At 47.6% G+C, this 13,309-nt stretch carries 15 protein-coding genes and 1 tRNA gene; 3 read left to right on the top strand and 13 right to left on the bottom strand.

Annotated elements, in window-relative coordinates; translation table 11 throughout:
- Nucleotides 1-104: 104 nt before the first annotated feature.
- Together VJB08_04630 and VJB08_04625 are read right to left on the bottom strand one after the other, a co-directional pair.
- Complete coding sequence (locus tag VJB08_04630) at nt 105-1,409, bottom strand: hypothetical protein (protein HLD43242.1); 1,305 nt, start codon at nt 1,407-1,409, stop codon at nt 105-107.
- Nucleotides 1,410-1,501: 92 nt separating this feature from the next.
- Entirely contained in the window at nt 1,502-1,654 is a 153-nt protein-coding gene (locus VJB08_04625; protein HLD43241.1) for a hypothetical protein, read from the bottom strand.
- A gap of 114 nt (nt 1,655-1,768) precedes the next feature.
- Here VJB08_04625 and VJB08_04620 point away from each other — a divergent pair, with 114 nt between their 5' ends.
- Nucleotides 1,769-2,737 (top strand): phosphate uptake regulator PhoU, encoded by a 969-nt coding sequence (locus VJB08_04620; protein ID HLD43240.1) that lies wholly within the window; start codon nt 1,769-1,771, stop codon nt 2,735-2,737.
- Between the two features lie 15 nt (nt 2,738-2,752).
- Here VJB08_04620 and VJB08_04615 read toward each other — a convergent pair whose 3' ends face one another.
- The 4 genes from VJB08_04615 to VJB08_04600 all read right to left on the bottom strand — a co-directional run bounded on the left by VJB08_04615 (nt 2,753) and on the right by VJB08_04600 (nt 7,418).
- Complete coding sequence (locus tag VJB08_04615) at nt 2,753-4,207, bottom strand: adenylosuccinate synthetase (protein ID HLD43239.1); 1,455 nt, start codon at nt 4,205-4,207, stop codon at nt 2,753-2,755.
- Between the two features lie 12 nt (nt 4,208-4,219).
- Entirely contained in the window at nt 4,220-5,806 is a 1,587-nt protein-coding gene (locus tag VJB08_04610; GenBank protein HLD43238.1) for an IMP dehydrogenase, read from the bottom strand.
- A gap of 172 nt (nt 5,807-5,978) precedes the next feature.
- Nucleotides 5,979-7,052 (bottom strand): RimK family alpha-L-glutamate ligase, encoded by a 1,074-nt coding sequence (locus tag VJB08_04605; protein ID HLD43237.1) that lies wholly within the window; start codon nt 7,050-7,052, stop codon nt 5,979-5,981.
- A 33-nt stretch (nt 7,053-7,085) separates the two neighbouring features.
- Nucleotides 7,086-7,418 (bottom strand): RimK/LysX family protein, encoded by a 333-nt coding sequence (locus VJB08_04600; protein ID HLD43236.1) that lies wholly within the window; start codon nt 7,416-7,418, stop codon nt 7,086-7,088.
- A gap of 430 nt (nt 7,419-7,848) precedes the next feature.
- Here VJB08_04600 and lysS point away from each other — a divergent pair, with 430 nt between their 5' ends.
- Nucleotides 7,849-9,351, top strand: a complete 1,503-nt coding sequence (lysS, locus tag VJB08_04595; GenBank protein ID HLD43235.1) for a lysine--tRNA ligase — start codon at nt 7,849-7,851, stop codon at nt 9,349-9,351.
- A 25-nt stretch (nt 9,352-9,376) separates the two neighbouring features.
- On the opposite strand, the gene VJB08_04590 is transcribed toward lysS, so the two are convergent.
- Nucleotides 9,377-9,462 (bottom strand) — tRNA-Lys (locus tag VJB08_04590).
- Nucleotides 9,463-9,597: 135 nt separating this feature from the next.
- Here VJB08_04590 and VJB08_04585 point away from each other — a divergent pair.
- Nucleotides 9,598-9,942, top strand: a complete 345-nt coding sequence (locus VJB08_04585) for a hypothetical protein (GenBank protein ID HLD43234.1) — start codon at nt 9,598-9,600, stop codon at nt 9,940-9,942.
- A gap of 26 nt (nt 9,943-9,968) precedes the next feature.
- On the opposite strand, the gene pth2 is transcribed toward VJB08_04585, so the two are convergent.
- The 6 genes from pth2 to VJB08_04555 all read right to left on the bottom strand — a co-directional run.
- Complete coding sequence (pth2, locus tag VJB08_04580) at nt 9,969-10,313, bottom strand: peptidyl-tRNA hydrolase Pth2 (protein ID HLD43233.1); 345 nt, start codon at nt 10,311-10,313, stop codon at nt 9,969-9,971.
- A 10-nt stretch (nt 10,314-10,323) separates the two neighbouring features.
- Nucleotides 10,324-10,635 carry a UPF0175 family protein gene (locus VJB08_04575; GenBank protein HLD43232.1) on the bottom strand — a complete coding sequence of 104 codons (312 nt, stop codon included), beginning with the start codon at nt 10,633-10,635 and terminating at the stop codon, nt 10,324-10,326.
- Nucleotides 10,628-11,131, bottom strand: coding sequence for a hypothetical protein (locus VJB08_04570; GenBank protein HLD43231.1), 504 nt, complete (start codon nt 11,129-11,131; stop codon nt 10,628-10,630). The genes VJB08_04575 and VJB08_04570 overlap by 8 nt, the downstream gene beginning before the upstream one ends.
- A gap of 56 nt (nt 11,132-11,187) precedes the next feature.
- The gene (locus VJB08_04565; protein ID HLD43230.1) at nt 11,188-12,243 is read right to left on the bottom strand and encodes a hypothetical protein; all 1,056 of its coding nucleotides are present in this window, start codon (nt 12,241-12,243) and stop codon (nt 11,188-11,190) included.
- Nucleotides 12,244-12,498: 255 nt separating this feature from the next.
- On the bottom strand, nt 12,499-12,756 hold the full coding sequence (locus VJB08_04560) for a DUF5676 family membrane protein (protein ID HLD43229.1): 258 nt from the start codon (nt 12,754-12,756) through the stop codon (nt 12,499-12,501).
- Nucleotides 12,753-13,309 (bottom strand): SHOCT domain-containing protein (locus tag VJB08_04555; GenBank protein ID HLD43228.1); only part of this gene is annotated, 557 nt, incomplete at its 5' end. The genes VJB08_04555 and VJB08_04560, both read right to left, overlap by 4 nt.

Genomic DNA, 13,309 nt, shown 5'->3' with positions numbered 1-13,309 from the left:
GTTAACCCCCGGCCGTTTAAAAGGCTATCGTTTAACTGCTGCCGTGGTCATCCCGCTTGCCGGGATTATGTGGGATTATACTTAAGACTCAGGCGAGCGCAACTCTAAGGAGTACATTGAAGCTGTTGGTGCCGAGGCAGATTGTAGATGAAAGCGATATTTACTGCATAGACCGGCGCATTGTGCTGCTTAGCTATGACATCACGTAAACTGAATAGCCCGCCCTCGTGAATCATTGCATTTGTTTTTGTTCTTCCAAGCTCAGTAATTTGGCTCAGAGGCGCCAAGAGTGTGGAGTCCTCTTGGGGTATTCTTTGCGCATAGATCATCCCCGCTCTCCTCGCGATCATATCAAGGGTCATGTTTCTTGATTCTGCCCCCATCTTGCTTGAGATATACATAGTCCAAATACCATAGGATCTGTGCATGGCCCTGATTCTCACCTCCTGTGGGATGCTGCTTTTAGGATAACGCTTTGACTGCGCATAGCTCTCCCTCTCTCCTTCAGTAAATCGGATTTCCAAATGGTTGTTTTCTAACGAAGACGAAACTTCCTCCGTAGACTTTGAAAAAATGGTACTGATGAGATGATTGACGAACCTTTTGTGATTGTGGGCTATCGAATCATTGGGGTTTCGTTGTTCGGATTTCTCCCATTCTAATATTTTTCCAAATAACAAGGTGGTCCGGTTGATATATTCAGAATGGGTTATCTGTGCTTTTTCGTCTCTTAGCAGGTACCCAAACGGCAGCGGGTTACGTATAATATAATCAAATTCATCTTGATGTCGCAAGAGCGTCTGGCATTTCTTAGCATAATCGTGGAGCATCTGACTTGTTACCAATTCTTGGCTCTTCAGCACGCTGTCTTGGAGGTCTCTTTGGGTTGAATAGATTAGAACAGATACAAGGGTCGGTTTATTCGGATGATTCTTTGCCACTTTATTAAAAAATTTATAATGATCCTGAAACGAAGAGTATCCTGATGCCAGTGAAAGAGTATGCAACGATGAGTCCCCCAATGCCTCTTCTAATGATTTCTGATGAATGCCATACCTGTGATCTTGTGACTGAGTTATAAACCTGAATTCGCCTTGCTGTTCAAGACTTTCGAATTCGGTAGGTGAAACAAAGGTGAACAACAAGGTCTCATCTATCCCCCACGGGAGAGGTGAATCTGATGGCCTCCGGGTAGTGTGCTTCTTTATGACAACTCCATATTTTTGTATCTCTAGGAGTTGGGCAATTTCGCGCTTCCCCGCGCCTTTTGGTCCACTAACAAGGATAATCTTAGGTCTCGTAAATTCATCAACCTGTCTTAATCCATCTTGCTCCGCGGCTGAATTGTCCCCGGAACTATCAAGGCAAGGTGATTCGTACGTGGTTGCCATCTTTACACTACATACCATTTGAAATGGACTGTAACCTTGTATATTTTAAAAGCCTATCGCTATTGTTAACTATAGGAAAAACCCTCGCAAAAAGGGCAGACGATGAAATCTCACCCTGCCCCGTCATACCCATCCATGAATCCTTCTTCCCAGGGAGCGATCTCGTCATTCTCAAGCAGGGCGTTCCTCTCCTCCTCGTCATAAATCACTCCCTCTATTGGCTCAAATTCTTCTTTGGCCCCTGCATACTCCTGTTCTTTCACGCTATCACCTCCTTATCTAAGAATGAGACCAAAAATTATATATACATTGCCCATATACCTTATATACAATATAACTTATATATACTCGAATTTAAGGCTATCAATAGCTTTGGCATGGGGGTGGAGGATATAGACTTCAGAAAAATCATCAAGTTTGGAGTCAATTCGTATGTAGTTTCGCTTCCCAAGGAGTGGATGGACTCCCACAACCTCCATAAGGGGGACGTGGTCTACTACCTTGAGCAGGGAGATCATCTTATTCTTGCGCCGAAGGATCATTCTGCAAAGGAGACCAAGTCCATCATCATTGAAGCAGAAAACAAGGACATCAAGCACCTCAAGCTGGAGATCATCTCAGCGTATCTGAAGAACTCAACCTTTATTGAGATCAAGGGCAAACAGGCTGTTGACCGGCATCTTGCCGAGATCCGGGAGACTCTGTATAGCCTTGTCGGGATGGAGATCATTGAGCAGACTCCTACTAAAATTGTTGCCAAGGACCTTATTGACCTAAAAGAGGTCTCTATTGATGCGACAATCCGGCGCATCGACATGATGCTGAGAGTCATGCTCGGAGATGTGATTGAATGCCTTGACGGCTACAACCCGGAAACCCTCAAGCACCGGGATCAGGACATCAACAGGCTCTCGTATCTCTCCTTTCGGCTGCTCAACTATGCCCAGCAAAATCCATCTTTCCTGAAATCAATCGGGGTGAAGGATACCTACCTCTTTGCGCGCTGGCTTATCGTGATCAGGATTGAGGAAATAGGGGACCATGTCAAAAGGATCGGCAGGTTTCTGGCAGCAGCAAAGCTTGACGCAAGGCAGAAAAAAGGGCTGAAGGATCTCTACGCCAGAATAAAGCCGCTCTATGAGCAGGCAATGAATGCCTTCTACACCAAGGACCTGCAGCTTGCGATTTCCAGCGAGTTTCAGACCAAAGATATGCTGCCCCTAATCACAGAATTCATGCGAACCATCCCAAACCAATCTGAAGACCTGATCCGAATCTTCGAGCATCTCAAGGCCATGATATCTTCAATCGCTCATATCTCACGGGAAGTGCTGAGGAAGGAGTGAATCTAGTTCTCTAACCTATCTGATTATCGTGTGGCTCTGCTCTGGCCCGACAGAAACGATTGCAGCATCAGATCCTGTGAATCTTTCCAAATCAGCAATCGCTGTCCGCAGGGTATTTGGGAGACCTTCAAAACCCCGTATATCTCCAAGTCCACCGTAGCCCTCATACTTGGCGTATTCGGGATGAATGCCCCTAAGGAATCTCTCATCCCTGTCGAATTCTGTGACCACACAATCGTTCTTATTGTTTTGCCGATAACCGAAGCATACACGGAATTCTCCTGCTGCATGCAGACTATCCGCCTTTGTCAGCACAAGGTGCAGCGGCCCATTGATTTGGACAGCATATCTTAAGGCAACCGCATCAGTCCACCCGACTCTTCTTGGCCGTCCTGTTGTTGCTCCATATTCTCCTGCTGCAAGGCGAATCCCAACTGATTGGATCAAAGGATCTTCAGAGTTGATCATGCCTCCTATATCCTTGTGATTGCAGTCATACACAATCAGACCATCATCACCCTTAGTATAGGGAATTCCGTATGTAATCAATTCATACTCCTTGGTCACCTCTTTCTTACTACAATCCGCTTCGGATGCAGATCCTCCGATCTCTGTCGGAAAGGGCCCACCTCCTACACGGGTCATGAAGGGAAATTTAACAAGCCCGAATGTTGCATCCACCATCCTCGCAGACAATCCAACTCCTGCAGCAGTGCCGTTGATAGAACAGTCAGATGAAGTCACGTGGGGGTAGGTGCCGTACTCAATGCTTAGCAGCAATCCTTGCGCTCCCTCAAGAAGGACATGTTTTCCCTGTTGGATAAACCTGTGCATTTCACCAATCGTGTCCCGAACATAGGGCTTGATGCGGCCTGCGAGAGGCTGAAGCTGCTCAACAATCTCTTCAATCCGATCTTTCTCAATCTTCTGCTCAGGATAGAATTGAGCAGCTTTCCTGATCTTCTCTGCAAGGATATCCTTATTATAGAGGTCGCGAATTGCCACCCCTCTCCTGGCTATCTTGTCCGCATAGCATGGGCCTATGCCCCTTCCCGTAGTCCCGATGCCTCCGGCTGCCTGAGACTGATCTTCCTTATCCCTGAGTATATGGTAAGGCATAGTGACTTGGGCATCCCTGCTGATCATAAGATTCCGGTAGGTTCCACCGTCTTTTTCCAAAGCATCAAGCTCGCGGCAAAGAACTCCAAGATCAATAACCATTCCATTCCCCATTAAGTTTACCTTTCCCTGCTCATCATAGGTAATCCCTGAAGGAAGAAGATGGAATATCCTTTGCTTGCCGTTCACAATAACGGTATGGCCTGCGTTATTCCCGCCAGTTCCCCTTGCAATCACGTCAGCCCACTGGGCTGCAAATAAATCAACGATCTTTCCTTTGCCTGTATCCCCCCATTGGTTGCAGACGACTGCTGCAACCTGGGCCTTTCCCAGGAGACACTCTAATAGCATGCGTTGTACCCCCTATCTTTCTGTAACTATAATACCATGAGGAAGCATATCTTCGATTGTTCTCTGTGATGCTCGCTCAAGGAGCTGGTTCTCCCTGACAGACTTTCTGAAGCTCGCCAGATCATGGCCGCCTGAATTGGATATGGTTGTTGTAATATACCTCCCCGCCTTCTCGATGCCGGGCTTCAGCCTCCCTGCGTATGACGTTACGCCAACTACTCCCTCTATCGTAGAACTTGAAAGATTTGAGTGTCCGTACCGCTCAGCAACCTCGGCGTTGTTTGATGAAGATCCTTTGGCTAGGGCCTCTCTAAAACGCAGCCCGTACATCGCAACCAATCCTGCAGTTGGATGGCCCTCCCCCCAAGTCTCCACGTGACTGATAAGAGATTCATCGCCGGTCTCAATATAAGTTATATTTTTGCCGCTTCTTTTCTCTGTTAACTTTCTTCCTGCAGCTTCATAAAATCTGTTAAAGAAATTACCCATCATAATGAGATCAGCCAGCGCCAGCGCAATGGTCATATCCTTAACAGTCTCTATAGCCCCATCAATAACAAATGGCACCTTTTTCCCTTCTTCCTCCAATTCATCCCGCACCACGGCAAGTTCATGGGCAACAGTCATCTGGCCCCTGCCATTCCCCCTCTCGCTTCCTGTCTGGCAGATAGAACCAACACCCATCCCTCCGATAACATAATCTGCTCCATCTTCCGCAAATCGTCTATAATGTGCGCCGTGGACAATGTTGCCTATCCCAAACGGCTTATCAGGGAACCTTTCTTTGGCTGCCTTAAGAATCTTGAGGGCATCATCAAAGCATGCATTTGACGAGTCAATACAAAGGGTGTCCACCTGAGGCCCCCATTTCTCCAGATCTTCCTGCCAACGGCCATCTCTGGTACTTATTGCTATCCCTGCATAATTTGTATCAAACTTGCGCAAGAATGCAATCTCTTGGAGAATGCCTGCTTCGTTGACTATAGGAATAAACTTCTTCTCCTCGCTCGCCGCAATCTCTTTAATCTTCTGGTCGTCACGATGAGTAATACACTGAACTCCCCTGCCCGGCCCTTGTTTTCTTAAAGGAAGCATGAGTTCTTTAATAGGAGTATAGGGTGGAGCCGAAGGTTGATTATTCGGATCATGGACATATACACCATAGAGCTTTGAAAACCTATCTATCACAGGGATCACTGAGTAGCCAAAGGTCTCAACAAGTTTTGCCACATTGTCAAATCTCGTTTCCGGTTGCGCAGAGACAAAATTACTTTGATACTCAATATCTCCTGCCTTTAGGCGGGCATTATTATTCGCATCGAGTATCGCCTGTTTATCCTCATCCCTCAGGCTTCTTGGAACCATCGTCAAGATGCCGTTCCTTCCTGCAGCTACGGCCATCTCCGGCCCTACAACGGACTGCATTCGCGCAGTCATAAACGGGTATTGCAGCTTTATATTCCCCAGATTGCATTCCAGGGAGACCTCTTCGGGTTTTGCGGTGACCCACCAGGGAAGAATTAAATATTCGCTCAGGCTTTCAGATATCTTGGGGCTTATATACGGTCTTTCAGATGCATTCTGGTTTGTGTCTGGCATTGGCCCTCTCCCTCCCATCATTACGGAATCGCTCCTGAAACGTCAAAAAACTCGCTTGCGGAATCGACCAATGTATGACCTGCCAAAACAGAATCAAGATCAATACTCTCACCCTTAGGTCCCATGCTAAAGAAAACGTTCTAAGCTATAAAAACATTTCTATACTGAAAACTCAGAATCCAGTTTTCTTGATCTCAATCTTTCCCCTTTCGGCGTGAATCGTGACTTCTTCATCATCCTTAAACTTTGCAATGTTGTTGGCTGTGTCAGGCAATAGAATCCGGTTTCCCCTAAAGCTCAGGGTGGTGATGAACTCCTTTAGCTGCTCAGGCTCAATCTGCTTCATGATCTTTGTTGCTCCTTTCTTTTTGGACGTATCAACCCTTTGCTTTGTCTGGCTATGAAGATACGAAGCGATCTTGTCAGCGACATCTATCCCTGTTGCTCTCGTCACTCCTTTCAGGCCAGGAGACAGGTTTACCTCTATGACTAAATGCCCTGTCACAGACTCCAGGATATCCACGCCGCATATCTCAGCACCAATGGCTTTTGCAGCCTGAACCGCTATCTTCCTGGCCTGGAAATCAAGGCTCACAGGCTCGCCATGTCCTCCTGCGTGAATGTTGGAGCGGACCTCTCCCTTCAGCGCTGTCCTCCTCATTGCGGCCACCACCTGCTCTCCGACAACAATCGCACGGATGTCGCTGCCTTCTGTCTCGATATACTCCTGGATGATAAATGGCTGGTTCATGACATCCAGGGCATCCAAAAGAGAGCTTGCTGACGCAAAAGAGTCAGAAAACATGACTCCTTTGCCCTGTGTTCCCTGCGGGAACTTCATGACAATCGGATAGCTGACCCGCTTGAGGATGTTGCGGCCAGCCCTCGGCGTTGCGGCAAAATACGTGTTCGGCATAGGGACGTTGTTCTTCTGCAGCTCAAGCTGGGTGGATAGCTTATTGTGCCCTGTGGAAAATGCAGCGGCAGACACAGGCATGTAGCACTTTGAATACAATGCAGCAGTGATAGATCTTAGCAATGCCCGGTAGCGGAACGAGCCTTTGGCATAGACGCAGTCATAATCCTCGAGAGGATTGCCTTCAAAGAGGGCATCAAGCCCTCTCTTTGTCATGGCAACTTCCATCTTGCGGATGTCAAAGTCGTCCACTTTCTGGAAATACTTCTTCATCGCTTTAAGAGTCCACTTCGAGCTTTCGCTTCCCAGGGAGATTAACGCCGCTTTCATTTTTTTGATGCTTTCATCTTCTATTCATTTGGCTCATTTTTTTGGATCGATAAGGAAATGATGTTTAAGGATATTTTGCCCAATCAGGACCTTGTATTTCATGTCCTGGCGGTCAGCAATGGTGAAGTGTGTGGTGATCTCCTTTCCTTTAAGGATTGCCGTGACCTTGATTACTGGCCTCACCTTTGTTCCGGATGCACTCTTGACGATCTTGCGCCTCAGCACCGGGCCAAGGCTAAGCTCTTTTGCAAGCCTGCTGTCCAGGCTTGACTTTGTCGCGCCTGTATCCACCTTGGCATACGTGGTGAGCCTGCCGTTGGCTCCGATAAGAGTGATAGGCTCAACCAACCCAATGGTAACCCGCATGAATGATTCGATTGAAGCACAGTATTTAAAGATTATGGCAGTGTAAAGAAAACTACTCAACTGATTAGGACAACCCCCTTTTCGTCAGGCACGACGTGGCGTGCGGCGAGGCAGGGGATGCTCCCTACGGGATGCCGAGCAGGTTTTGCAAAGCAAAACCGTCGCACCGCCATAGTCAGCGATATAGCGTTAAAATATTTGCTTATCAGGCAGCCAATCGGCTCTGTCCTAAGTCTCGCGTATACTCGGGTTGCCGTCAGGCTCGGCTTATCTGGGATCTCTGAGGGCTGACATATCCTCCATAGGGACACCCCCCTTGTCAGCGTGATGTTTTGCAGTAAGAGCCTCGCAGAAAGGACGGCAACCTTCGTTTAGGAATGTTTCCAGCCAATCGATACTTATAAAAAGGAAGCAGGCTTTTGCAGAGAGCATGAATACTGAGGATCGGATCAGGCAGGAGCGCCTAAAAAAGCTCCAGGACATCAGGAAGCAGGGAATTGATCCCTATCCTGCTTCTTTCAAGAAAACACATGATGCAGGAGCTCTGCAGGAGAAGTACGCTCATACGGCCGATCTTGGGGACACTGGGGAAAAGAAAAATGGGGAAAAGAAGACAGGAAGGGCGGCTGTAAAGGTGGCTGTGGCAGGCCGCTTGATGAGCCTGCGAAGAATGGGAAAGTCAGCTTTCGGCCATCTCCTGGACACCACAGGATCAATCCAGATCTTCATGAGCCAGGATAGAACCTCTCATTACAGCTTTCTTCAATTCATTGACCGCGGGGATATCCTGGGCATCGAGGGCAGCATCTTCAGGACAAAAACCGGAGAGCTCACTGTTGAGGCAAAGACCATATCGCTTCTTGCGAAGTCCCTAGAGCCGCTTCCGGAAAAATTCCATGGCCTTGTTGACACTGAATTGCGTTACCGGGAACGCTACACCGATCTTGTCATGAATCCACAAGTCAAAAAGACCTTTGAGATGCGCTCCAGGATATTTCAGGCGATGCGGGAATTCCTGCTCAGCAAAGGCTATGTTGAGGTTGAGACTCCGATCCTGCAACCCGTCTACGGCGGCGCAGCTGCCAGGCCGTTCACCACAAAGCACAACACCCTGGGAATGAATCTCTACCTAAGAATCTCAAATGAATTATACCTCAAACGCCTTTTAGTAGGCGGCTTTGAAAAAGTCTTTGAATTCTCAAAGGATTTCAGGAATGAGGGCATTGATACTCAGCACAATCCTGAATTCACCCTCATGGAGACGATGACTGCGTATCATGACTACAATGACAGCATGAAGCTTACCGAGGAGATGCTTGCATCGGTTTGCCAAGCTGTTCTCGGCACAACGGAGATTGGATACCAGGGAACAAAAATATCATTCAAGCCTCCATTCGCAAAGATGACGATGCTGGAAGCGGTAAAAAAGCATACCCCTGTTGACTTCACAAACCTGAACGCAGCCCAGGCAAAAGAAGCAGCCCAGAAGCTCAAGGTTCCCCTGGAAAACAAGGAGACAAAAGGAGCAATCCTTGCAGCAGTCTATGACGAGACTGTTGAATCAAAACTGATCCAGCCGACCTTCATCCTGGATTATCCGAAAGAAGTCTCTCCCCTTGCAAAGGCAAAGCCCGCCAATCCTGATTTCACTGAGCGTTTCGAATTAGTCATCAACGGAAGGGAGATCGCAAATGTCTACACAGAATTGAACGACCCGGGGATCCTGAAAGAAAACTGGAAACAGCAGGAGCAGCTCCTCAAAAAAGGAGATGAAGAGGCGCAGAGAACCGACAAGGATTTCCTGAAAGCATTAGAGGTGGGAATGCCTCCTGCTTCGGGCATCGGCATCGGAATGGACCGGCTTGTGATGCTGCTGACGAACTCGGCTTCTATCCGTGATGTGCTGTTCTTTCCTGCGATGAGGGAGAAGTAAGCTCTCTTATCTTTCTGAGGAAACATGGGCCCGACGGGATTCGAACCCGCGACCACTCGATACCTCTCAAAGTTAAGAGTCGAGTGCTCTACCAGACTGAGCTACGAGCCCCTAAACCAAAAGAAAAATCTATGATTTAAAAAACTATCTACACGCAGGTTACGTCAGCTTCAACCCTTAATTTCAGCAACTTTGACTTGGTCCCCATAGAAAACTTTTTATACTTGAACAGACTCTCAATACTTTATGTACCAAGGTCAGTTGGCGCATTTGCCTCAGGTTACTGGCGATGCGGCTTCTTACATCATTCACGAGAATGCAATAATTACGGGAAGGAAAACTACGAGTCCAGCTGAATTAAGTGTAATTGGAATTTGCCGTCAAAGGGAATATATGGCTAATGAAGGATATGGTTTAATTGAATCTGTAGTGCTTATGCCTTCCATAGACTTTTTGGTCAGTGCTGTTGGCAACCACAAACCAGGAGACCAAATTCCCAAAGATCAAGCTCGATTTGGGGACTTGCGTAATCTCTATACCTACAAATCAGACAATGTTACTATTGAAGCTTTATCTCCTCAGACTAAGTAGGTATTAAACTCTGGTAAACTGAGTGTCTACACCATCTTCAGCTTTCCTGTGAGCTTGTCAATCTTCTTTTCCTCATCAGGCCCGATGCCTAAACAGGTGAGCATGTTGGGAGCTACAACGGTCCTGCCGGCGTCATGGATCAGATTGGCCACGAGTTTCATTGCCAGGGCCTTTTTCCTGAGCTCAAGAAGCTCTTTCTCACCCTTCACCTTCAGAACAACCTTCTTCATCCCGTGCTCCCTCCATACCTGGAGCACGTCTCTCTTTGAATGCAATACCCCCTCTACAGATGCATGAGCGACCTGGCTGGCGAGCTTGCCTTTGGGAAGATTCAGATCCTGCCGGACTACGATTACTTGCTTGAAGCTCATAATGACAACCCTAAGACCCCAAAAGGATCTTAATCCCATTTCTTAAATCCTCTATCCCTTCCTCAGTGGTAATCCCTCTGGCAGCAGCCTCATTCATCATTTCATGCACAGTAAGGCCCGCTTTTCTTGCTGCTTTGTCGAGTGAAATCTTGCCATCTCTGTAGTCTTCCATGGCGTTCTCCAACTGAAGCCCTTTCCATCCCCTGTCTATCAAAATTCTTATAGCTGACGTCCTATCAACCTTCTTTTCTTTTGAGACCTTCTCAATTATCTCAAACTCCTTAGGATCAATTCTCGCTCCAAAAAATTTAGTCTCAGCCATTGTTAACCTCAACCAACGCGTACTCAATGAGGGAATTCTCAAACCAGCCGTATTTTCTTAAGGTATGCAACGCATTCATTGCCTTTTCTTTATTTAATCTTTTTGCTTTAAAGAGGCCCATAATAACATCCGGGCTTCCCAAAGGATGTATGTTGTAGATTTTTGCCGTTTTCCTTCCTTGCTTATTGTCCGTTAATAACCCCTGGAATTTTCCTTCGAGGTAACCTGCCAGTACCTCTGCCTCGCCTTTTCCTAGTCCATAACTCTCTTCAAACCTCTTCAAGGATCTCTTGTTTTTAATGTCCGTGATATGCATCTTTTTATCCTTTACAAGCCTTTCTGTTAATAAGGCATCATAATGCTTTTTTTCTTTGCCTTCAATAACCTCACCATATACCTCTCTTGGGACCGATATATCCCTCCAATCCAGAAGGGCTTCCAGCACACTCGCCTTTGCAAGGAGTATAATAGAGCACGCATCGGCTATAATCCGCATGTTAAACGATATTAAATAATGTTAAATATATAAGCCTTTCGGTTATTGGCCGGTCTCTACATTCTTTCTAAGAACTCAATCTCCGGCTTGAAGAAGACCTGGTCCAGGTGGATGATTGTTGAATTATCCCCTCCAAACCAGTGGTTTGAGCCTATGGCAATGTGCGCTGTTCCGGCGGCTTTTTCATCGAGAATCGTTGAACCTATCACCTTTGCCCTTGGATTCAGGCCGATTCCAAGCTCAGCAACCCTTCTCACGCGGTCAGGGTAGACTGCCTGCTTCTCAGCCCAGAGGAGCGAGCGCTCCAGGATCTCGGCGTTTTTCCCTCCTGAAACCCGAACAACAGAGCCGTTCCTGATTTCAAGCACTATGGGCTCATCTCCAGTTAGCCTTGTGCTGTGCCTGTTTCTTGAGCTCGCATCCACCACAATCCTGCCCTCTGCATTTCTGGGAGCAAGGTAGACCTCGCCTGCAGGAAGGTTGCCGCCCAGCCTGCTTCCTCCATACAAGCCATCAGCCTTGCGGCTTATGACTCCCTCCACATCAAAGACAGCATCAGTTCCTGCATCTGTTGTAATCCGGATTGTGTTTGCAGAGTCCATATCAGCCTTAACTGAATCATGCTTCTGGCTGAGGGCCTTATAGTCAATGTCAATTGCAGCAAGCAAATGCGGAACTTGCTGTGTATCGAGGTAGCCAAGGCTTGGCATGGAGATAAACGGAAGGTGCTGTGCCTTGCAGTAGCTCCTGAAGCTTTTGCCAAGCCTGCCCATGCTCCCAAGCCTGTCTGAGATATTGACCACAACAAGGCTGTTGCTTGGAAGAGCTTCAAGCGCTTTGATCACGTCCCTGTCTGCTTCCTGGCCTCGGGTCTTCTGGGACTGCAGGATCATGCCTGGATTTAGGCCAAGCTTCTGGCCAGCAAGATAATAGGCATAGGAGATCTCGGCAGCAATGTTCTGATGCGGCAGGCCAAAATCACTGATAATCAGCATAGATTCTCCTTTTGGGAGGCAGGTCTTCAGGACCCGCTCAAATATCCCCACACTTGGCCTGCAGTAATACCCCAAATGCTGCTTCTCAATCCATCGGAGAGAACTCACAGGATCCATGATTAAGGCGTGGATGTGCATGTTAATAAGAATTTCGATGGATGGGAGGGGTTGAAAAGACGCACGTGTTGCTCGGCAGCGGCAGGTTCGGTTCGGGCTTTCCTCTCTTTATATCGACATTCCCCGTAGGGGGCAACTCCCTTGTCGATGCGCTTATCTTCTTATCATGACCTCACAAAGGCCGCTGCATATCTTCCCAATGCCGCCTAAGGCAATTAAGAATGCAAAAATAAGAAAAAATAGGAATAAACAGATTTAGTTGTTAAACCTGTTGTAGAGGTAGGCAATTGCGTAGCCAAGAACAAAGCCGATTATTGCGCCTTCAATAATCCCCGCAATCATGCCTGTCAGGCTCAGGGAATAGAACATATGCCACTGTGCCATCATCCTGGATGCTCCCATATACATCCCCATCGGAGCCAAGATCCCGAGGAGCAGCATGCATGCTGCTGAAACAACGGCAATGCTGAAGCCAAGCGCAGCCTCATTCAGCCGCTTTTTCTGCTCCCTCATTTTAACTCCTTCTTCATTTCATCAAACTGCTTCTTGCTGATCTCGCCTTTGGCGTACCTTTTCTTGAGGATATCCATTGCAGACCCTGATTCCTGCCTTGACTCCTGCTTTGAGCCTGATTTTATGAGCCAGAATATGAACCATATCACAAGGCCCCAGAACAACACCATCAACAGAAATCCGCCAATCATTCCACTCCAACTGTATGCATATCCATAAGGATAGCCTCCCATCATCATTCCACCTCCCATCATGTTCATCGTTCCTCCCATCATGCCATTAAATCCATCCATCATTCCTCCGTAGCTTGCCCCATCAAATGCCCCCATCATCCCATATCGAGTGCCAGAGGTATCACCGCAATACCATCTCCCTGCCATTGCGATATGCGCCTGTCTCAGCTGCTCAGACACCTCACCTCCCATCATTTGATCCATGAGCTCATGCGCGTCGCCAGGGTGCATCTGCTCCATGGCGTAATCTCCGATCTCCTCAAGCTGGTCATCTGTGAGCTCGCTGCAGGATATCTTCGACTCGATAAGGGTTTTAGCCT

The sequence above is a fragment of the Candidatus Nanoarchaeia archaeon genome, assembly GCA_035290625.1.
Classification (GTDB): Archaea; Nanobdellota; Nanobdellia; order Woesearchaeales; family DATDTY01; genus DATDTY01.
The sequence above is the reverse complement of the archived record's forward strand: the minus strand, read 5'-3'. Positions and strand labels throughout refer to the sequence as shown.

Excerpts from the sequence above, each read along its gene's own strand:
- VJB08_04570 (HLD43231.1), bottom strand. The coding sequence starts at position 11,131 with ATGCGGATTATAGCCGATGCGTGCTCTATTATACTCCTTGCAAAGGCG.
- VJB08_04630 (HLD43242.1), bottom strand. The coding sequence starts at position 1,409 with ATGGTATGTAGTGTAAAGATGGCAACCACGTACGAATCACCTTGCCTT.
- VJB08_04610 (HLD43238.1), bottom strand. The coding sequence starts at position 5,806 with ATGCCAGACACAAACCAGAATGCATCTGAAAGACCGTATATAAGCCCC.
- VJB08_04585 (HLD43234.1), top strand. The coding sequence starts at position 9,598 with ATGTACCAAGGTCAGTTGGCGCATTTGCCTCAGGTTACTGGCGATGCG.
- VJB08_04565 (HLD43230.1), bottom strand. The coding sequence starts at position 12,243 with ATGGATCCTGTGAGTTCTCTCCGATGGATTGAGAAGCAGCATTTGGGG.
- VJB08_04620 (HLD43240.1), top strand. The coding sequence starts at position 1,769 with ATGGGGGTGGAGGATATAGACTTCAGAAAAATCATCAAGTTTGGAGTC.
- VJB08_04605 (HLD43237.1), bottom strand. The coding sequence starts at position 7,052 with ATGAAAGCGGCGTTAATCTCCCTGGGAAGCGAAAGCTCGAAGTGGACT.
- VJB08_04615 (HLD43239.1), bottom strand. The coding sequence starts at position 4,207 with ATGCTATTAGAGTGTCTCCTGGGAAAGGCCCAGGTTGCAGCAGTCGTC.
- VJB08_04600 (HLD43236.1), bottom strand. The coding sequence starts at position 7,418 with ATGCGGGTTACCATTGGGTTGGTTGAGCCTATCACTCTTATCGGAGCC.
- VJB08_04575 (HLD43232.1), bottom strand. The coding sequence starts at position 10,635 with ATGGCTGAGACTAAATTTTTTGGAGCGAGAATTGATCCTAAGGAGTTT.
- pth2 (HLD43233.1), bottom strand. The coding sequence starts at position 10,313 with ATGAGCTTCAAGCAAGTAATCGTAGTCCGGCAGGATCTGAATCTTCCC.
- VJB08_04560 (HLD43229.1), bottom strand. The coding sequence starts at position 12,756 with ATGAGGGAGCAGAAAAAGCGGCTGAATGAGGCTGCGCTTGGCTTCAGC.
- lysS (HLD43235.1), top strand. The coding sequence starts at position 7,849 with ATGAATACTGAGGATCGGATCAGGCAGGAGCGCCTAAAAAAGCTCCAG.